General features: G+C 64.8%; 18 protein-coding genes. 7 read left to right on the forward strand and 11 right to left on the reverse strand.

All coding sequences use genetic code 11. From position 1 onward, the window contains the following. Positions 1 to 382 precede the first annotated feature (382 nt). Entirely contained in the window at positions 383 to 1,789 is a 1,407-nt protein-coding gene (locus B8W69_RS03345) for an adenylate/guanylate cyclase domain-containing protein (RefSeq protein ID WP_181447328.1), read from the forward strand. 301 nt (positions 1,790 to 2,090) lie between these two features. On the opposite strand, the gene B8W69_RS03355 is transcribed toward B8W69_RS03345, so the two are convergent. Together B8W69_RS03355 and B8W69_RS03360 are read right to left on the reverse strand one after the other, a co-directional pair. Then, the gene (locus B8W69_RS03355) at positions 2,091 to 3,302 is read right to left on the reverse strand and encodes a cytochrome P450 (RefSeq protein ID WP_083175132.1); all 1,212 of its coding nucleotides are present in this window, start codon (positions 3,300 to 3,302) and stop codon (positions 2,091 to 2,093) included. Between the two features lie 39 nt (positions 3,303 to 3,341). After that, complete coding sequence (locus B8W69_RS03360; RefSeq protein WP_085288587.1) at positions 3,342 to 4,595, reverse strand: cytochrome P450; 1,254 nt, start codon at positions 4,593 to 4,595, stop codon at positions 3,342 to 3,344. A 211-nt stretch (positions 4,596 to 4,806) separates the two neighbouring features. Here B8W69_RS03360 and B8W69_RS03365 point away from each other — a divergent pair, with 211 nt between their 5' ends. Together B8W69_RS03365 and B8W69_RS03370 are read left to right on the forward strand one after the other, a co-directional pair. Continuing rightward, positions 4,807 to 5,781 carry a hypothetical protein gene (locus tag B8W69_RS03365; RefSeq protein ID WP_245843084.1) on the forward strand — a complete coding sequence of 325 codons (975 nt, stop codon included), beginning with the start codon at positions 4,807 to 4,809 and terminating at the stop codon, positions 5,779 to 5,781. A gap of 34 nt (positions 5,782 to 5,815) precedes the next feature. Further along, positions 5,816 to 6,883, forward strand: a complete 1,068-nt coding sequence (locus tag B8W69_RS03370) for an NHL repeat-containing protein (protein WP_225323315.1) — start codon at positions 5,816 to 5,818, stop codon at positions 6,881 to 6,883. Between the two features lie 15 nt (positions 6,884 to 6,898). On the opposite strand, the gene B8W69_RS03375 is transcribed toward B8W69_RS03370, so the two are convergent. The 4 genes from B8W69_RS03375 to B8W69_RS03390 form a co-directional block, all read right to left on the reverse strand. After that, positions 6,899 to 8,059: a thiolase family protein gene (locus tag B8W69_RS03375; protein WP_009953694.1), complete on the reverse strand. Its 1,161-nt coding sequence runs from the start codon at positions 8,057 to 8,059 to the stop codon at positions 6,899 to 6,901. Between the two features lie 42 nt (positions 8,060 to 8,101). After that, complete coding sequence (locus B8W69_RS30480) at positions 8,102 to 8,263, reverse strand: hypothetical protein (RefSeq protein WP_165762542.1); 162 nt, start codon at positions 8,261 to 8,263, stop codon at positions 8,102 to 8,104. A gap of 98 nt (positions 8,264 to 8,361) precedes the next feature. Then, positions 8,362 to 9,489, reverse strand: coding sequence for an amidohydrolase family protein (locus B8W69_RS03385; RefSeq protein ID WP_009953692.1), 1,128 nt, complete (start codon positions 9,487 to 9,489; stop codon positions 8,362 to 8,364). A gap of 133 nt (positions 9,490 to 9,622) precedes the next feature. Then, the gene (locus B8W69_RS03390; RefSeq protein WP_083175127.1) at positions 9,623 to 9,817 is read right to left on the reverse strand and encodes a ferredoxin; all 195 of its coding nucleotides are present in this window, start codon (positions 9,815 to 9,817) and stop codon (positions 9,623 to 9,625) included. 147 nt (positions 9,818 to 9,964) lie between these two features. On the opposite strand from B8W69_RS03390, the gene B8W69_RS03395 reads away from it, so the two are divergent. Next, positions 9,965 to 10,801: an SDR family oxidoreductase gene (locus tag B8W69_RS03395; RefSeq protein WP_036396783.1), complete on the forward strand. Its 837-nt coding sequence runs from the start codon at positions 9,965 to 9,967 to the stop codon at positions 10,799 to 10,801. After that, complete coding sequence (locus B8W69_RS03400; RefSeq protein ID WP_085288590.1) at positions 10,801 to 11,739, forward strand: alpha/beta hydrolase; 939 nt, start codon at positions 10,801 to 10,803, stop codon at positions 11,737 to 11,739. The genes B8W69_RS03395 and B8W69_RS03400 overlap by 1 nt, the downstream gene beginning before the upstream one ends. Here B8W69_RS03400 and B8W69_RS03405 read toward each other — a convergent pair. From B8W69_RS03405 to B8W69_RS03415, 3 genes are read right to left on the reverse strand one after another with little or no spacing between them, the layout of a single operon-like run. Beyond that, positions 11,736 to 12,854 carry an acyl-CoA dehydrogenase family protein gene (locus B8W69_RS03405; RefSeq protein ID WP_245843085.1) on the reverse strand — a complete coding sequence of 373 codons (1,119 nt, stop codon included), beginning with the start codon at positions 12,852 to 12,854 and terminating at the stop codon, positions 11,736 to 11,738. The genes B8W69_RS03400 and B8W69_RS03405 overlap by 4 nt on opposite strands. A gap of 30 nt (positions 12,855 to 12,884) precedes the next feature. Next, positions 12,885 to 14,084 (reverse strand): acyl-CoA dehydrogenase family protein, encoded by a 1,200-nt coding sequence (locus B8W69_RS03410; RefSeq protein WP_085288592.1) that lies wholly within the window; start codon positions 14,082 to 14,084, stop codon positions 12,885 to 12,887. A gap of 16 nt (positions 14,085 to 14,100) precedes the next feature. Next, positions 14,101 to 15,771 carry a thiolase C-terminal domain-containing protein gene (locus B8W69_RS03415; protein ID WP_036396781.1) on the reverse strand — a complete coding sequence of 557 codons (1,671 nt, stop codon included), beginning with the start codon at positions 15,769 to 15,771 and terminating at the stop codon, positions 14,101 to 14,103. A 154-nt stretch (positions 15,772 to 15,925) separates the two neighbouring features. Here B8W69_RS03415 and B8W69_RS03420 point away from each other — a divergent pair, with 154 nt between their 5' ends. Next, positions 15,926 to 16,690 (forward strand): SDR family NAD(P)-dependent oxidoreductase, encoded by a 765-nt coding sequence (locus B8W69_RS03420; RefSeq protein ID WP_085288593.1) that lies wholly within the window; start codon positions 15,926 to 15,928, stop codon positions 16,688 to 16,690. A gap of 12 nt (positions 16,691 to 16,702) precedes the next feature. After that, complete coding sequence (locus tag B8W69_RS03425) at positions 16,703 to 17,497, forward strand: SDR family NAD(P)-dependent oxidoreductase (RefSeq protein ID WP_085288594.1); 795 nt, start codon at positions 16,703 to 16,705, stop codon at positions 17,495 to 17,497. Between the two features lie 41 nt (positions 17,498 to 17,538). Here B8W69_RS03425 and B8W69_RS03430 read toward each other — a convergent pair whose 3' ends face one another. Next, the gene (locus B8W69_RS03430) at positions 17,539 to 18,705 is read right to left on the reverse strand and encodes an acyl-CoA dehydrogenase family protein (RefSeq protein ID WP_009953677.1); all 1,167 of its coding nucleotides are present in this window, start codon (positions 18,703 to 18,705) and stop codon (positions 17,539 to 17,541) included. 4 nt (positions 18,706 to 18,709) lie between these two features. Beyond that, a complete protein-coding gene (locus B8W69_RS03435) occupies positions 18,710 to 19,735 on the reverse strand; it encodes an acyl-CoA dehydrogenase family protein (protein ID WP_085288595.1) in 1,026 nt (341 codons plus the stop codon). Positions 19,736 to 19,785: the final 50 nt, after the last annotated feature.

Raw genomic sequence — 19,785 nt, forward strand, 5'->3', positions numbered from 1 at the left:
GCCGGCCATCGGCACCGTCGCCTGAACACCCCCGGTGCTGGGGTCGAAGACGTCAGCGCTGCGACCGGACTGCCCGGTGGTGCGCTGCCCATCGATGAAGTGCGGAATCAGCGTCGTGTGCGCAGTCATTCAGTCTTGTCCTGGCCTCGTCATGGGTTTTAACGTGCGCGAAGTTTGGATACCTACGAAGTAGAACAATTAATGCTGTTTATGGTAGTCGTTAGATGCGTTAAACGGAAGTGACGGTCTACCAGTGGAATCATCCTATCCTCCATGGCTGTCAATCCGGACTCCCGGGCGCAAAGCTGCAATTCGTCTTGGGCTCAGTTATGCGGCTGCGCTGACCTCCGCGCACCTCCTGGCCGCCGGCGCAGTCTCTTTGATGATCGTCTCGCTCACCCGTAACCGCGGCGGGGACCCCGGCATCCTCTCCAGCAGAAAGAACCTGATTGCTGTGTGCGGTCTGGTCGCAATCTCGGCAACCGTCGGTGGTGTGGCCGGTGTCTTGAATATGGTTCCGTCCTTCCGTTGGTTCGCCGATGGCGCCGAACCAACGCCCGCTCAACAGCGCGCGGCTATGCGCATAGCCGCCCGCCAGACCGTCGTCCAGTTCGGCATCTGGGCTGTCGGCGGCGCAGTGTTGGTTCTGGTCAACTTTCACGCCGGCGGCGCCGTCGCCTGCGTGATCGGTACCGCCATTCTGTTCGGGGGTGCGGCCACCGCCTCCATGGGCTATCTGATAACTCAACGCATCCTGCGGCCCATCCTGGCGGCGTCAATGAAGACCGCCGAACCCTCTAGCGAAATGCCGGGGGTACTTGCACGAGTGATGATTACGTGGGTCCTCTTTAGTGCATTACCCATCGCTGGAATCGCATTGATCGTCTTGTCGCGCTCCAACGGGTGGCTTGTGCCGAAGTCAGCGCCAATCGAAACACCGGTTCTGGTGCTCGCTGTGGCATCCCTCGCCTTGGGGTTTCGCGCGATGATCTTGGTTGCCCGGTCAATCTCGGACCCAGTTCGTGAAGTCGTCATCGCCATGACCGAGGTGGAGCACGGCCATGGCGGGGCGCTCGTCGAGGTGTATGAGCCCTCCGAAATCGGACGACTCCAGGTCGGATTCAACCGGATGGTGGCAGGCCTTGAGGAAAGGGAACGCCTCCGGGACCTCTTCGGGCGCCACGTGGGCGCAGACGTGGCACGCCAGGCACTTCAACACGATGGCTCCCTATCGGGTGACGTCCGCGATGTCGCCGTACTCTTCGTCGATCTGGTGGGGTCAACGGCGATCGCCGCCGGCCGGCGGCCCGAGGAAGTCGCGAGCATCCTGAACGACTTCTTCCGCATAGTGGTCGCGGCCGTGCACCAGCAGCACGGCCTGATCAATAAGTTCGAAGGCGACGCGGTCCTGGCCGTGTTCGGAGCACCCATCGACATTGATGAACCGGCTTCGGCGGCGCTCGCGACGGCACGCGCGCTCGGCACGGAACTGAGGGCGCTGCCACTGGTGGACTTCGGTATCGGAGTGGCCGCCGGTGCGGTATTCGCAGGCAATATCGGCGCGGAGAACCGCTACGAATACACGGTCATTGGAGACGCCGTCAACGAGGCCGCACGCTTGGCTGATCACGCCAAGCAATGGGACTCCAGAATTCTGGCGTCGGGTAGCGCACTCGCTCTAGCCCAGGTGTTGGAACGGGAGCACTGGGCAACGCGCGGTTCGGCGTGGCTTCGAGGCCGATCGGCAATGACCGAACTGGCCGAGCCGGTGTTCGATGATGTCGTTTAGCATTCGCTGGCCGGTCCGCTCACAGCAGGACCGCGCTATCAGCTCTCGCACATCGGCGTCGGCGGCGAGGAAGACAGTGGCGTCCCACCCGGCCATCACCCGATCGAACAACCACCCGCCGGCGTCGTCGTCCACCTCGATGACGCTGTGGGCAGCGACATCCAGCCGATACCTGATGTCTAGCCCGCCGGCGCGCGAGTGATCGACTTCGCCTCCCGCGCGCCCACCGAGATCGCCGTTATCTCCCAACTCCATTGACGGAGGCGACATTCCCCTCCGCCTCGCTGTCGGGACTCATAGCTCACCGGGGAGTAGCGCAGACGTGGAGTTCTGCGTGCCGACGGACCAACAGGCTGTCCACCCACCGCGGTGCGCGATCCTCGTCGAGCGTGAAGCATCGGGTCTGCTCGAGGATTGCGCCGAGCACCGCACGGGCTTCGATACGCGCGAGAGCCGCCCCGACGCAGAAATGAATGCCGTGCCCGAAAGCGAGGTGACGTTTGGGGGATTCGCGCGTCAGGTCGATTCGGTCGGGGTGTTTGAACTGAGCGGGGTCGCGGTTCCCGGCCGCGAAGAGAAGCAACACCGTGGAGCCCGAGGCGATCTCGACGCCGCCGAGCGTGGTGTCGCGTGGCACGCTGCGCATCATTTGCCGAAACGGTGACTCGAGCCGCAGCGCCTCCTCGACGAAAACATCGATGTCCTGCGGCTTTTCGCGCAGCCGCTGTTGTAATCCGGGATTTTCAGCGAGCATCCGGACCGCATTGCCCAGCAGGCTGGTCGTGGACTCCCCGCCGGCGCTTAGCATGGTGTGCAGGATGATGGTGGCCTCCCCGATGCGCAAGGTGCCAGCATCCAGCGCCCGCCGAACCGCCAGCAGGATTCCCTCTTCTCCCCCCTCGCCGGTGCCCGCGATCTGATCGGCGATCCAGGCCTCGATAGTCTCGGTGCGCGCGACAAAAGTACTGAGCTCATCCATTGACATCGTGCCGCCCACCATCGTGGTGGAGTCGAAGGCCGCTTCCAATAGTTGCATGGGGTCGATGTCGCGAAAACCGATCAGCCTGGCCACCACGGTGATCGGCACCATGTTGCCGATCTTCGCCATGAAGTCGAAGCTGCCGTCATCTAGGGCTTGCTTGACTGCGGCCGCTGACAACGCGCGAATGTCGTCCTCCAGGGTGCGCATGCGCCGTGCCACTAATTCGGGGAAGACCGCGCGCCGATGCGTGGTGTGCACGGGCGGGTCCGCGGTCGCCAGCGTCGGCATGGCCGCCTCACCGAAATCGAGGCGCGCAGGCAGTCCATCCTGATCGCGGTAAAGCAGACAACGCATGATCGAGGAGAAATCCTCGGGCCGCGCGACCGCCTCCGACAACAGTGCGAAAGTGCTGATTGCGACGACGTCCGTACCAGGCACCATCCAGACCGGCGCCTGCTCCCGCAGCATCGCGTAGAAGGCGTAGGGGTTCTGCAGGACTGCCGGGTCTAGCAGCATCGATGCCGTCAACATCGTTATCTGTCCGCGTTCAACGGGAATTCCCCAGGGCCACTACGACACCCACGCTAGTTCGACCCGTTGCCACCCGTTGAGCAGCGCCGTCGAGTTGCGTTCCAGCGGCGCATCGGTCAATTTGAGGCGGTCGAGGTAGGGCAGCAGCCCGCCGATCGCCGCGCGCACTTCCTGCCCTGCCAGGTGAGCACCCAGACAAAAGTGGATGCCGTGACCGAAGGCCAGGCTTTTACCGGGAGGACGAGTGATCAAAAAACGATCGGGCTCGTCGAAGCGGCGCGGATCGCGATTCGCTGCGGCCATGTGCAGAGCGATGATGGCCCCCTTCGGAATCGTCGTACCAGCGACGACGGTGTCTTCGGTCGCCTCCCGAAATGCGAACTGGATCGGCGTCGTCAGCCGGTTCGCCTCATCGACGGCGTTGGGCAACAACGACGGATCGTCGAGCAACAATTTGAGCTGGTCGGGGTTGGCCAGCAGTTCGACCACGGCATTGCCGATAAGGTTCGTGGTCGTCTCGTTGCCGGCGACCATGATGGTGATCGCCACCATCAATGTTTCGACGTTGCTCAGCGACTCGTTGTCGATCGCCGCGACCATCGCACTGACCAAATCATTCCTCGGCTCAACTCGCCTCGCTTCGATCAACGGCACGAAGTAGGTGCTGAACTCCTTGATCGTCGTCAACATCAACTCGTTGCGTTCGGCGGCACTGCTGAAATTGCCGCCGGCGGCGGCGGCGAAAGCGTCGGACCAGCACTTGGCGCGCCCGTACTCGCTTCGGTCGATACCGAGGATGTGGCAGATCATCTCCACCGGCAGTGGAATAGCCAGCCGCTCGACCAGGTCGAAGCTGGGAAGCTCGTCAATACCGCTTAGGCAGCGGTCGACGATCGTGGCGATCGCGTCAGCCATCTCCTTGATTCGAGGGGGCGTGAAACCCCTGCTCACGATTCTGCGTATCCGGGTGTGTTGAGGCGGGTCCGCGGCGGCGATGGTCTTGGCGGAGGCCATCTCGTTCATGTCGACGGGAATCCCCGCGGTCAGGGCCATGAGTCGCTCGATGACCTCGGGCTTCATCTCGGCATCCGCCGGTGCTGAATCTCCCTCGTAGGGGTTGGGACGGGACGAGAAAACAGCGGGATTGGATTGAACGGCCTTCACATCATCAAATCGCGATATCACCCAGATATTCGTACCGGTCCGGTAGACCGGAAACCGCTCTCGCAGCGCCGCGTAAACCGCTGGCAACTCGTCAGCGGGACCAGGCTTGAACGGGTCGAACTCCAGCACGCTTCCCTCCGTCGACAATGTCCCTCCTGTTCACTGGCGAACGCCTGCGAGCCATGTTGCAACCGGTCGATCAGCACTAAGCTACAAGGCTGTGTTCGCTATAGTAGGATGTCATTTCCCAATGAAGCAAGGAGCGGTAGATTAAAAAGCACTCAACGTCATCCATCGCAGCACCGCTTGAGTGCTGACGTATCTCTGAGGAGATGAGAAAGTGTTCCCCGCCCACGTTATGGAGGTGGCAATCGCCTCGCCCGACGACACGGGGCGATCTCGCACCGCCATTGGTCATGCTCTGAATTGGTGGAACTGCGCGAGCGGGCAGCGGACCCAGATTGCGTTAATTCCGTCAAGCGGGATCACCGACCGCTGCGACGCGTTCATCGCCCTCTTCGACCCGATGGGCCGCGATGTCGTTGAGGTGATGGGTGACGTAGAGCGCGCAAAGCGAGCCGGCAAGTTGGTACTCGTTTGGCTCATCGCCGAATCACCTTCGCACGGGCCCAGTTCGGACGAACAGAGTTGGCTTGACAACGTGACGCAGCGACTGACAAGGGAAGGGATCTGTCCGCGCTACATTGGTCATGGGGATGCTGACTTCGAGGGCCGCTTGCAAAGCGCGATTGCAGCCGATCTGACCGACGCCGATCTCGGCGCGCTGACCGTGGAATCCGAACGCATCGCATCGGCACGGCAAGTAAGGATCTACCGGACGCCAGTGGCGTTTCTTGGCCCGCAGATCTGGGCCGTGACAGTGGTGAATCACGGCACCTCTTTAGCCGTCGACCTACAGGTCTCGGTAGGCGCGGTCGACTCCAAAGGACGCGCTCGACCCGGCGGTGCCAAACGCTCGACGCAAGCAATCGCCGACGTCGTCGCCAAGCTGAGCACTGGTCCGTGGCCCGACGAGCATCACCCACTGCTCGAAAGGGGCGGGGCCTTACCAACTCGGCAGCCGGCGTTCCTAGCCAACCGGATGGACCTTGTTGCTGCCCACAACGCAGTGGACTTCCCGCGCTGGCTACGGCCAAACCAACACGCTTCCGCCCTTTATTCGTTGGAACCCAACGCTGCACCCGACGTGCGGATCAAGTTTGAAGACGATGCGGGCCAGGTGTGGTCCAGAGCGAACGACGCTGAACCCGAGAGGGTTTCGTCAATATCACGAAGTTCAGGCGAGCTGCGGTAGCGCTATCGCCGCCGAGTAGAGCGGAAGGCTCGTCGTGTCATCAGATACCCGCAGGCCCATTAGCATCCCCTCCTACGAGGTGGTCGGTGATTGGGCAGAACTGTCCGCCGTCCCGGGTGCCCCGTCCTGTTGGGTGCACAACGCTGTCGTCGCCACCGACGGTGGCGAGATCATCAGTTTCCACGCCGGGCGACTCGTCGCGTTCGACACCGGAGGCCGTCTGCTCCGCGTGGTCGACACAGACCTCACCGAAGGCCATGGCATCACTCTCGTGCGCGAGGGCGATGACGAACTCCTCTGGGTGAGCGATCCAGGGTTCGTGTTCAGCTGCGGCGCCGACGACGGAGACCCCGACTGGACTCCGATGTTCGGCAAGGGAGTCCGCTGCCAGACCCGGGCACCCCGAGTGGTGAAGATGACCGTGGACGGTCAGATCCGGTCCGAGTTGCCTGTGCCCCAACAGAATCCGGCCATCCCCGCCGGCCCGATGGGACCGTATTGTCCGTGTGGTTGCGCTGTGGACGAGGAGCGGTTCGGTGGAACGGGCGACATCTGGGTGGCGGACGGATACGGGTCAGGTGTCGTGCACCGCTTCGACAAGCAGGGAAACCATCGGTCGACGCTGACCGGTGAGGAAGTCGGCCAACGACTCGCATGTCCACACGCAATTTTCATCGATCGCCGCAAAACGGTCCCTGAGCTCTACGTTGCCGACCGAGTCAACACCCGCGTGCTGGTCTACGATATCGGCGGTCGCTATCTGCGGTCCTTCGGTGAACAGTTCCTCAACAGCCCCAGCGATTTTGCGCAGTGGGGCGACCTGCTGGTCGTCGCCGAGCTCTATGGGCGAGTGGCCGTACTCGATCCCGAGGACAATCTGCTGGGATACATCGGCGACGACCCCACTGCCGCCCCGGGGTGGCCGACCCGGCCGGGCTGGCCCAACACGCTCGCCGGCGATGGGCGTACGGAGATACCGCACCTGCCCAGCCACGATCGTTTCAACTCCCCGCACGCTGTCGCAACGGACCCCGACGGAAATCTCTATGTGTCTGAATGGCTTTTGGGCGGCCGTTACACCAAGCTCACCGTCCAGCGCTGAGCGTTCGGGCTCGAGTTAGATCCGTTCGACGACCATCGCTGAGCCCATCCCTCCCCCGGCGCACATCGCCACCACCCCGATGCGCGAATCGCGGCGTGCGAGTTCATGAACGATCGACACCACCATCCGAGCGCCAGTCGCCGCGATGGGGTGGCCAAGACTGATACCGCTGCCGTTCACATTCACGATTGACTCGTCCAATCCGAGGTCACGCGTGCACGCCACGGCCATCGTGGCGAACGCCTCGTTGATCTCGAAGAGGTCCACGTCGTCCACTGTGAGACCGCTGCGCCTGAGCGCCAACGGGATTGCGGTCACCGGGGCCATTCCGGTGTGTTCGACCTCCACGCCCACAGATGCCCAACCCCGGATCCGTGCCAGCGGTGTGAGGCCGCGACTGGACGCGAAGTCAGAGCCTCCGATAACCAGCGCGGCGGCGGCATCGTTGATGCCCGCAGAATTTCCGGCAGTAACGACCGCGTCGGGTAGTTCCGGGTGCAGGACCTTCAGCCCGGCGAGCGCGTCGGGCGTGGTGTCTCGCGGGTGCTCGTCGGTGTCGAACACAGCTTCGCCGTGGTTGATGGGGACGGTGACAATCTCGTCGTCGAAATATCCCTTGGCAATCGCGTTGAGCGCCCGCTGCTGTGAGCGTGCGGACCAGGCGTCGGCTTGCTCGCGGGTAACATGGTGGAGCCGGGCGGTGTTTTCACCGATGGTGACCGACATATCGAAAGCGGGAATGCCGGGGGCGTCGGGATGGCTCTGCGGCGACCATGGGGTTGGTTCTTGGGCACCTGGTGCCACCTTGGTCAGCCGCGGCATGGTGCTCGCGCTTTCCGTTCCACCGGCGACGATCACGTCTGCCATGCCGGCCATGATGGTGGCCGCCGCCAACTGCACGGCAGTGGCGCCCGAGGCGCAGTGCCGATTGATAGCCACCCCGGGCACGTTGGTCATGCAGAGGCGCACTGCGATGTTGCGCCCGATCACCCCTCCGCCCTGCAGGGACTCCGCGAGCAACAGGTCGTCGAGGTCAGCCACGGAGATCTGTGACCGTTCGACGGCCGCGGTAACGGCGACCTCGGCGAGTTCGTAGGCGTCGACTGACGTCAGGGATCCCTTGCGGGCCCTGCCGATTGGTGTTCTAGCGGCCGAGAGTATGAGCGCGTCAGGCATTGTTGTCGCTTCCGTCGAAGGTTGGGTGCGGCGGTTGATCGGTCATAAAGTCGCTGCCCGCTTCGCGCCGAGTAGGTCGGCGATGAGATCGCGCCGCAGGACCTTTCCGGTCGAGGTTTGCGGCAGCGCGTCGCGAATGACCACCGGCGTCTTCGAGCCACGCAGCCGGCATCGCAGTCGCTTTCCCCGTGTGAGGTCAATCATTCGGTCACCTTTCATCATGCGCAGATGAGCACGCCCGCGGTATCCGAGCTGGCACGGGTAAACGGCGCGGTTGCTGGGTCGTCACGAGCCGGCCGGGTTTAGACCCAGAAGTTGTATAGGGCCCGGGCGTTGAGTTCGACGATCTTGCGCGCTTCCTCGTCGGGTACGTCGACCAGGTGTTCGGCGAGCAGCTTGCGGGTGTGTGGCCAGTTGGAATCCGAATGCGGGTAGTCGCTTTCGAACATAATGTTGTCCACACCGATGCGGTGACGCTGCTCGATCCCGGACCGGTCGGAGATGAAGCACCCGTAGATGTGCTCGCGGAACAACTCCGAGGGCAACTTGTCGGCGTTGATGTTGCACCAATACTTGTGCCGGCCGAACGAGTAGTCGATGCGCTCCAACAGATAGGGCATCCATCCGATACCGCCCTCGGACAGCGCGACCTTGAGTTTGGGGAACTTGTAGAACACCTCCGACATCAGCAGGTCGACGGTGGCCATCATCGAATTCAATCCGAACAATGCGATGCCGATGAACAGGTCGCCGTCGGGGGCGAGCCCCTGCGGCATCCCACCGGAGCCGAAGTGCATGGACAGCGGCAGTTCCGCTTCCTCGCAGATGCGCAGCAGCGGATCCCAGTGGTCGGTGTGAAACGACGGCAGTCCGATCTTGTGCGGCGCCTCGATGAACGAGATGGATTTAGCGCCCTTAGCCGCGGTGCGCTCGACTTCGGCGACCGAGGCCTCGACATCCCAGAACGGAACCATCATCAGTGGGATCTGACGTTCCGGGGCGTAGCCGCACCATTCGTCGAGGATGAAGTCGTTGTAGGCGCTGATGCACAGTTTGGCGAAGTCCTTGTCCTTGGCCTTGTGAAATGTGCTGCCGGCGAATCCGCCGAAGTTGGGGAAACACAGCTGCGCCCACACACCCTCGGTGTCCATGTCCTTGATGCGGTCGGCGATTTCATGACATCCGGGCAACATGTCGTCGTAGCTGCGCGGGTCCATGCCGAAGTCGCGTGGGTGCTTGCCCGCAACGGCGTTGAGGGCAAAGTTGCCTGACTGGCTGCCCTCGTAGAGCCAGGTGTCGTTGCCGTCGGGCAGCTTGACGATGCGCGGAGCCACGTCGGCGTACTTGGCGGGGACGCGGTCCAGCCACACTCGGGGGTGCTCGATGACGTGGTCGTCGACGGAAATGATCTTGGCGTCGTCGGGCAGCATTAAGGACTCCTCATGGCACAGACGGATAAACAAGCTCGCAGTCAGCTGTAAGGCAGACCTCCCTCAGAGTAGAACGATAAGTTCGTATTCTGCAATGTTCGTGTGCGATGTAGCGTTGCAACAAGCGCTGAGGTCAGCCCGCAGGTAGTCGCAATGCCTGCTTAGGGCAGGCAATCACCGCGTCAGTGACGGCGGACTCCACCTCGGGTGCCGGTTCCGGAAACAGGATCTCGACGACGTCGTCATCGATAAGTTCGAATACTTCGGGCGCCGCTAGCACGCATAATCCATTGGCGTCACAGAGATCGGGCTCGAAAGTCACCTTCATAAGTCGAGTAGACCATCACATTCTTTCTAGGACAACTAGGGTTTCCTCCATCGCATATTTTAAGTTGCTTTTATGGCACACTACGGCTTGTCGGCGGATTCGTCGGCCAGCGGGGCCGATGGTGATCCACCGATGGAGAGGAGCCGGATGACTGTGAACAACGTCCTGGTGATCACCGGGGGTGCGGGCGGCATGGGGCTGGCCTGCGCCCGCGCGCTGGCCGATCGTGGCCGCCTGCTGCTCGTGGACATGCGCGAGGATCTACTCGACCAGGCGCGCAAGGCGCTGACTGGGCACGGGGCCGACGTCGAGACGCTGCGCTGCGACGTGACCTCCCCCGCCGATGTCGCCGCGGTCGCCGATCGGGTACGCGAGCTCGGGCGTCTGCGCTGCCTCGTGCACACCGCGGGTGTCTCACCGGAAATGGCCGGTGCGGCGACGGTGCTCGACGTGGACCTGGCCGGATCGGTTCGAATCACCGACGCCTTGCTCCCGTTGGTCAACCCGGGGAGCTCCGCGATCCTGATCGGATCGATCGCCGGATACAGTGACGTCCCCGCGGGCGTCGAGCCGTTGCTGGACGATCCGCTGGCCGAAGGGTTCTTCGCCACGATCGAACAGGCCATGGGCCAAGAGCTCGACAGTGCCACGGCCTACGTCCTGGCCAAACGCGGCGTGGTCCGGCTAGCAGAACGGCTGGCCACGCCGTGGGGCAAAAGGGGCGGCCGCACCGTCGCGATCTCACCCGGCCTGATCGACACACCGATGGGCAGGCTGGAACTGGATCGTCAGCAGATCATCCCGGTCATGATCGACGTGACCCCGGTCAAGCGCCCAGACCGACCGCTGCCCGGGCGTCCCGAGGACATCGCCGCCGCGGTGGCCTTCTTGGAGTCCGACGCCGCGGGGTTCATCTCCGGCTGCGACATCCGCGTCGACGGTGGTCTCGTAGGCGCGGGCAAGCACCTGATGGGTGTCGGTTAATGGCGACGATCAAAGCCACCTGGATCGACCCGGAGATAAACGAAAGTCTCGATGGATTCCCCGATTTCGACTTCTCCATCGACACGCTTCCGGCCATGCGCGCCGGATCGATGTTCGAGCCGCAGTCCGCGCCCGACATCGAGCGCCTCGAGCTGACCACCGAACGCGATGGCGTCGCTCTGTCGCTGCTACGACCCGTCGAAGCCGCGGCCGAGCCGCCCGTCCTGTTCTGGATGCACGGCGGCGGGATGGTGATCGGCAACCGGCACATGGACGATGCCCGCCTGATCGAGTGGTGCCGCTGGTTGGGTTGCGTCTGCGTCAGCGTCGAATACCGGCTGGCACCCGAATCGCCTTACCCCGCCCCGCTGGACGACTGCGAGGCCGGGCTGCGCTTCCTCTTTGAACACGCCCATGAGCTAGAGGTCGACCCGCAGCAGGTCGGTATCGCCGGACGCAGTGCCGGCGGGGCACTGGCGGCGGGCCTGTCGCTACGGTGGCGCGATAATGTAAACGCCCCCTTGGCATTCCAATACCTGGAATATCCGATGCTCGATGACCGCGGCCGCACCGAGTCGAGCCAGCTCGAAGGATTGCCGGTGTGGACCCGGGAATCCAACGCGTTCGGCTGGCGCAGCTATCTCGGCGACCGGTATCGCACCGAAGACGCGCCAGAAGATGCGGCGCCTGCGCGGGCGACCGAATTAAAAGGTCTGCCAGCGACTTTCATCGCCGTCGGCACGGCTGACTGCTTGCGCGATGAGTCGATCGATTTCGCCGCGCGACTATCCCGGGCGGCGGTGCCCACCGAACTGCATGTCTACTCAGGCGCTGTGCATGGCTTCGACATGTTCGCCGACACCGCCGTGGCGCGAACCGCGGCACGCGACAGCGCGGACTGGTTGGCCCGCCAGTTCGGCCGGCGAACGGTTGCCTAGGCGGTAGCCGTTTCCAGCACCGCCGCGAGCCGCTCGTGGTGCAGATAAGGATCACCGAACAGGACCTGGTTCGCCTTGGCCCGACGATGGTAGAGATGCAGGTCGTGTTCCCAGGTGAAGCCGATACCACCGTGCACCTGAAGGGCCTCACTGGTCAGAGCGGCGATCGCCGAAGAGGTGTACGCCTTTGCGACGCTGGCGGCTTCCTCGGCATCATCCGCCTCGGCGGCCACGGCCATCGCGGCGTAATAGGTCGCGGCCTTCGAAGCTTGCAGCCACATCCGCATCGTCGCGCACTTGTGTTTGACCGCCTGGAAGCTACCGATGGGGCGACCGAACTGGACCCGCAGCTTTGCGTACCGGACAGTCATCTCCAGCACGGCCTCACCGACACCGATATTGTCAGCGCTGACAAGTACTGCACCACAGCGATTTTGGTGTGCAACCGCCGTTTCCGCAGCGTCGCCTGCGTGCAGCAGCGCCGATGGCGGCACCGCAACATCGTCGAACACGACCTCGTCGAGGCGCCGGGTGATGTCGAGGGTGTGCTGGCGCCGCACACCGATTCCTGCGGACCGTCGGTCGACAAGGAATTGCGCCACGCGGCCTCCCAGCTGGGCGGTGACCAGAATCCAGCCCGCGGCGTCGGCGTCTTGCACCGCGACCTTGATGCCGCTCAGCCGGAAGCCCCCGGCATGTTCGGCAGCCACCGCGCACACTCCGTCGGCGTCCCACGGCTGGCGCGACTCCGCGAAGGCCCACGCTGCGACGCCCCGGGCACTTGCCAGTAGCGGCAATATCTCCGAACACAGGTCGTCGCGTCCGGATTGTGAGATCGCCACTGCCGCAAGGGTATTACCGATGAGCGGGCCCGGCTGCACCGTCCTGCCGTGTTCCTCGGCGATCAGCGCGACGTCCACCAGATCGCGCCCCAAACCGTCATATTGCTCGGCGATGAGTAAGCCGGCCCACCCCAGTTCCGCGCCCAACTGCCAAACGCGCTCGTCGTAGCCGCGCTCATCGGAATCGGCGAGTTCGCGCACACGACTGATCGGCGATTCGCGCGCCAGGAACTTGCGGCTGCTTTCCACGAGCATCCGTTGTTCATCACTCACGGTGAAATCCACGACTTACCTCCGAAGACGTCAAGAACCGCGCGGTTCCCTGGGCAGTCCAAGCGAACGCTCGGCGATCATGTTGCGCAACACCTCATTGGCGCCACCGGCGATCGTCAGAGCCCGCGAATAAAGGAATGCGTCCTGCCACCAACCGCCCGCGATCGCCTCGGGGTCGTCTTCGGTGAGCAGCGCATCGGTGCCCTGCAGCCCGAGCCCGAACTCGGTGAGCGCGAGATTGGTCTCGCTGTAGAGCACCTTGGCCAAAGGCGCATCGCCGGGATCGGAATCGCCACTCAACGCGCGCGACAAGTTGTACTGGCCCAGCCGAACGCTGACCCGCGCGGCCGCGTACAGCCGGCCGATGTCTTGGCGGACCGTATCGTTGTCCAGCGCTGGGCCGGATCCGCGCCGCAGCGACCGCGCCATCACCACGGCGTCACGTACCGCACGCAACTGGATGATGCCCGCGGTGCCCACACTGGAGCGCTCCTCAACGAGACTCGTGGTCGCGACCTTCCAGCCTTGGTCGACTTCGCCGAGCACATTGTTCGCAGGTATCCGTACACCATCGAAGAAGACTTCGTTGAAGTCGCTGGTGCCGGTGATCTCGCGCAGCGGCCGCACGTCGACGCCCGGGCTCGTCATGTCCAGGACGAACGCGGTTATGCCGGCATGCTTGGGTACATCGGGGTTTGTTCGGGCCAACAGGTAGCCGAGTTGAGCGTGTTGGCCGTTGGTGGTCCAGACCTTTTGACCGTCGACGACGAAGTCATCGCCGTCGCGACGCGCGCGCGTGGTCAGGCTCGCCAGGTCGCTGCCCGCGCTGGGTTCGCTGAATAGTTGGCACCAGATGTCTTCGCCGGTCCGGATCCGGGGCAGGTAGCGCCTCTGCTGGTCGGGGCGCCCGCAGTGGATGAGGGCCGCGGCGGCCAGCAGGCCGGCACCGATCGGCGTGGGTACCCGAGCCCGCGCCATTTCTTCGCCGACGACCGTCGCGCGCAGCGCATCTTTGGTGCCGGCACCGCCCCATTCGGTGGGCCAGTCAGCGCCCACATACCCGGCCTCAAACAGCTGGGCGGTCCACGTCCGCAGGGCGGGAATGTCTTCGGCGTCGGGTGCGCGCACCCCGGCTTTACCCAGTGTGCGCACCCGCGGGCGGTGCTGCTCGAGGAAACTTCGGACCTCGGCGCGGAAACTCTCGATCTCCGGATCCTGTTGCAGCTTCATCCGTCCGTCCTGCGCATCAGTTCTCCCGTCTCAGCAGCAGCGCTCCACCGGGCGTACCGCCGCCGGTAGTGACGACCGCAACCTGTGCGTTGGCGACCTGTCGCCCGGCCGCCTCGCCACGCAGTTGCGCGATGGCCTCGGCCAAGAAGCCGAAGCCGTGGGTCCGTCCGGCAGACAACTGACCGCCGTGGGTATTCAGCGGCAACTTCCCGTCCAGCGCGATCGTGGTTCCGCCGTCGAGAAAATCCGCGGCCTCGCCGACACCGCAGAACCCGAGCGCCTCCAGCCACGAGACGGCGTTGAAGGTGAACCCGTCGTAGAGCTCGGCGACGTCGACATCGTCGGGCCGCAGGCTGGTTCTGGTCCACAGGTGTTTCGCGGGACCAAACACCTGCGGTTCGTGCGTGAGAGTGTCCTGGTCCCAAGAGATCCGGTCGAGCACCTGGGTTCCGACCGCTTCAACCAGCACCGGCGGTTTCGGCCGATCCGCCGCGGTGTCAATCGATGACACGACCACCGCGATCGCCCCGTCGCACGGCACGTCGCAGTCGTAGAGGCCGAACGGCGAGCTGATCATCCGTGCTGACAGATAGTCGTCCAGGGTGAGGCGATCGCGGTAGATCGCGGCCGGATTGCGCGACGCGTTCGCCCGCGCCGTCAGGGCGATGGGGGCCAGCGTCGAGGCGCGGTCGCCACCGTAGCGCCAGAAGTAGTGCGAGGCGTTGACCCCGATCCAGTTGGCTGCCGACATCGCGCCGAACGGCGCGCGCCACTCGAACATGCCCGACGCCCGGCTTTCCCCTCCCGCGGACTTCGCGCGCCTGGCCAGGGCGGTATGGGTCGATTCCCAGACTGTCCGAAAGCACAACACGTGCCGGCACAGTCCGGCGGCGACGGCGAGCATGGCGGCCACGACGCAGCCGCTGGGCCCGGGGACTTCGGCCCCACCCGCAATCCAGGTGGGCCGGATGCGCAATGCCTCCTCGACCGCGGTGACCCCGCCCTCCGACATCCCCCCGGCAAGTCCGCCCGGATAGGTGGCCAGGCCGTCGATGTCGGCCAGGTCTAGGCCGGCGTCGGCCACGGCGCGCAGGCACGCCGTCACGGTCAGCGACAACGGATCGACCATGAGGCGACGCCCGATCGTCGAGCTCCCGACCCCGGTCAGCGCCACCTTGTCTTCGAACTTGCGAGTGGACGACATGGGCCGCACGTCGCGACTGAGATCACCGGGCCCTGGGACCGGGCCGGCATCGGCGGCCTCGGAATCCGGTTCGAACAGTGGAATCCAGATGTCGTCCTGCCGCTCGAAAATTACTTTGACCTGCAGACCGATAGCGACGTGTTCGGGGTCGCAGCCGACGATGTTCGTGGTGAGCCGCGCCGAGGGGTCTTCGGCGAGGGCGACGACCGCGACGACGTAGGGCGGCGGGAGGCGGGGCAGCCACTGCTGATGATTCACGGTAAAACCGGCGACCGTCGCGCGTCCCGATACCGGCGTCATCGCAACCTCGTCACCGCGGCAGTGCGGACAGATCGGACGCGGCGGGTGGTGGTACCGGCCGCACGCTTGGCACTGGGCAATCCTGAGCCGGCCATCGGCGCCACTCGTCCAGAACGGCTCGGAGCTGATGCTCGGTTGCGGCAGGGGCCGCACAACCGGCTCGGCGGGGCCGGGCTCTGTCATCACACCTCCGGTGGTAACCGACGAACAACCACCACGAACCGTAACAGATTTCGAATACATCATCCGCTGTTTAAGTAGAGCATCACTCTACTTATGTGTACGGTGATGACCTCATAGGAGGACAACCGATCATGACAGCAGATAGGGGGTTGGCGTGAAGGTCAAGGGCAGCGGCGCGGTGGTCGTCGGCGGCGCCTCGGGCATGGGACGGTCGACCGCGGAACGGCTGGCAGAGCAGGGTGCACGAGTCGCCGTGCTGGACCTGCCGACGTCGGATGGAGCCACTGTCGCCAAGGAGCTGGGCGCCGGCGCGTCGTTTCACCCCTGCAACGTGACCGACAGCGACGGCGTGGAGACTGCGCTGGAAGCGGCCGTCGAAGACCTGGGTGCCCTGCACGTCGCGATCAACACCGCAGGTGGCGGGGTCTCGGCGCGCACGCTGTCTAAGAGCGGACCTCACTCCCTGGACGCCTTCCGGTCCGTGATCGAGCTCAACCTGATCGCGACCTTCAACCTGAACCGGTTGCAGGCCTGGCACATGAGTCGCAACGAACCCGACGACGAGGAACGCGGTGTCATCGTCAACACCTCCTCGATTGCGGCATTCGAAGGGCAAATCGGCCAGGTCGCCTATAGCGCCGCGAAGGCTGCGATCGCCGGAATGGTATTGACCATGGCGCGTGATCTCGGCAGCCTGGGCATCCGGGTTATCGCCATCGCGCCGAGCCTGTTCGCGACCGGGATTACCTCACGAATTCCGGAGAAAATGGCCGGTGAGCTGACTCGCGACGCGGCCTTCCCGCGTCGGATGGGCCGGCCCGATGAGTACGCCGCGCTGGCGCTCTCCATCGTCGAGAACCAGATGCTCAATGGGTCGACCATCCGACTCGACGCCGGCCAACGGTTCGCGCCGAAGTAGCCGGCGACCATCGTGGATCTTGGGTTCGCCGATGCCACCGCGGTTATCGCGGGGGGCACCCGCGGCATCGGGCTGGCGACCGCAGTGTGCCTGGCCAAACAGGGCGCGCGGATCGGCGTCATCGGCCGAGACGACACCCGGCTGAAGGAAACCGCCACGGCATTGTCGGACGCCGGCAGCCCGGAGGTGCTGACGTTGCCCGCGGATCTGACTTCGGCCTCCGACGTCGACAGCGCCTTTTCGACAGTTAGCGCACACTGGGGTGTACTCAACGTGCTGGTCAATGCCGCCGGGCCAACGGGGGCTGGTCGCTTTGAGGACCTGGGCGACGCTCAGTGGGCGGCGGCATTCGATGAGGGGGTGCTTTCCGCGGTTCGGTGTGTGCGTGCGGCGTTGCCGCTGCTGCGAGCCGCCGAGTGGGCCCGGGTGGTGAATGTGACGGCGATGTCGGTGCAGCACCAGTCTGCGGGTTTGGTGAGCTATACCGCGGCCAAGAGCGCGCTACTCAGCGTGACGAAGAACCTCGCCCGCAGTCTCGCCAGCGATGCCATCTTGGTCAACGCCGTCGCCCCGGGTCCGATTCTCACCGACTGGGCACGGCCGGTGCTCACCTCCGCCGGAATCGCGACGGATGATCCCGTGGGTGCCTTCGGACTGCTGGGACGCGGTCACGGCATGTCGGTGGATTTGGGTCGGCTCGGGCTGCCTCACGAGGTTGCCGCCGTCATCGCGTTCTGTGCCTCACCCGACAACACCTACATGACGGGCGCCCACCTCAATGTCGACGGAGGCAGCGACTTCCTTTGAGCGCGTGGCCTTCTCGGCGTATTGTCCGCGGGGGAGGCCCGTCAGCGCCGTGGACGGCTACGCGGAAACCCGAGGCGGTTTTCCACGATGAGGCTGCGCAGCACCTCGCTGGACCCGCCGTAGATCGTCGACGCGACGGCGCTGCGATAGTGCGCGTCCAGGGCGCCGTCCACAGCGCATTCCGGGTCGGTCCAGTCGATCATGCCCGCGGCCCCCGCTATGTCGACCGCCGCGGCCGATGCGCGCACGTAGCTTTCCGGCCCGAACAACGCCGATACCGGACCTGGCTTTTCGCCCTCGGCGTCGAGGAAGGCCACCCGCAAGTCCAGCAGGTCGGCCACCTGAGCTTCCATCGCCATGCGGGCCAGGCGCTCGCGGACCAGGACATCGTTGATCAGCTGAGCGCCGTCGGGACCGCGGTGCGTGCGGGCGAATTCCAGTGCATCATCGGCGACCCACGCCGTGCGCGAACCGGGGGCGACATTCTGCTCGGCCTCGAGCGCGGCCCGCATCACCGCGAAGCCTTCGTGCGCCTCACCTACTCGGTTCGCATCGGCGACTCGCACATCGTTGTAGAACACGATATTGGTGCGCTCGTGACCCATCGTGTGCACCGCCTGGATCTCGATACCGGGCGTGTCCAGCGGTACCAGCAGCATCGTCAGGCCACGCGGTCCCACCGATCCGCGTTGCGAGCGGGTAAGTAGAAAGCAGTAGTCGGCAAGATGGGCGAACGTCGTGAATATCTTCTGCCCGTTGACGATCCACTCATCCCCATCGAGCTGCGATCGGGTCGCGCAGGCGAACACATCCGAGCCCCCTGCGGGCTCGGTGTACCCCAGACAAATCAGAACCTCACCGGCGGCGACACCAGGCAGGACTCTGGCTTTGAGTTCCTCCGAACCGGTGGCGCGGATGGCGTTGGCCGGCAGCATGGTCGTACCAGGGCCCGCGGTCGGCACGCCACCCTTGCGCAATGCGTTCCACAGCGCGGCCACCTCGAACGGATCCAGCCCGGCACCACCTTCGGCGATCGGCCACCCCGCGGCAATCCAACCACGCTCCCCCAGCTTGCGGGTCAGCGCGCGATCAACGCCGTCGCCGGTGCGGCGCTCGTGCTCGATCACCTCGCGGGTGACATGCTCGGCGACGAATGCCTCTGCCTCGCGGCGGATTCGGGTCCAGTTCTCAGGTTCGCTGAAGTCCATCGAGTCACCAACCTCCGGTCGTCACGGGGCCGAACCGCCGGTCGGCGACAGTGAGGAGCTCGCGCCGCGGATCGGCGAACGCGGCCGCCCACGCTTTGGCCCTGCGGTAATACAGCTGAATGTCGTACTCCTCCATAAACCCGTATCCGCCGTGCACGTGCAGGCTGTGCGTCGTCGCGTGATAAGCCGTCTCGGCCGCGAACACGAACGCCATCGCCGCCAGCGCGCCGGCGTCTTCCTTCGCGGAATCCATTGCCCAACAGGCCTTACGGACCAGCAACTGGGCACCATCCAGGCCGGCAACCGCGTCGGCGAACGGATGCGCGACCGCCTGGTACATTCCGATCGGCTGGCCGAATGCCTCGCGCACGATCGCGTACCGGGAGCCGATCCCGACGGCCTCGGAGGCCAACCCGACCAGCGCGGATGCGCGTAGCACGCGTACTTCATCGATCGCGGTGTCGAAGATCGCGCGCGCCTCGCTGCCCTGGGCGAGGATCGTGGTTGCACCCGGGTCGTCCCAGCGGGACAGCGATAGTCCGCCGAGGTTGCGATGTCCAGTTTTGGACAAGCCTTCCGGGCGACTTATGTAGACCAGGGAGTCTCCGTCGTGCGCCAGCACGGCGTCCGCGATTGCGCCGTCGACCAAACACTGCTGCGTCACCGGGCCGGGCTGCGTGGCCAGTGACACGATGACAGATCCGCTGAGGACCGGCCCCAGCAATTCCTTCTCACGCAGCCGACCCAACGCCCGGGCCGCGGCGGCGGTCTCGGCGACCGGGATCGGGGCGAGGCGTCGACCGGCTTCCTCGGCAACCAGGGCCAATTCGAGGAGTCCGCCGCCCCCGCCCCCACAGTCCGAGGGGACCCCAATACCCAATGCGCCGATCTCGGCGTAGTGCCGCCAGAGCAGTCCGTCGAAGCCAGTGGCCTCCGCCCGCCGCACCCGCTCTGGGGTGGCCTGTTTTACGAACAAGGCCGCGACCGCGTCGCGGACCGCGCGCTGCTCCCGCGTGAGCGACAGATCCACCGATACCTCCTCCCAATCGCAAAGCCCTCGACAACGGCAACACGCGAGCG

Origin of the sequence: Mycolicibacterium vulneris (assembly GCF_002104765.1) — a bacterium.
Lineage (GTDB): Bacteria > Actinomycetota > Actinomycetes > Mycobacteriales > Mycobacteriaceae > Mycobacterium > Mycobacterium vulneris.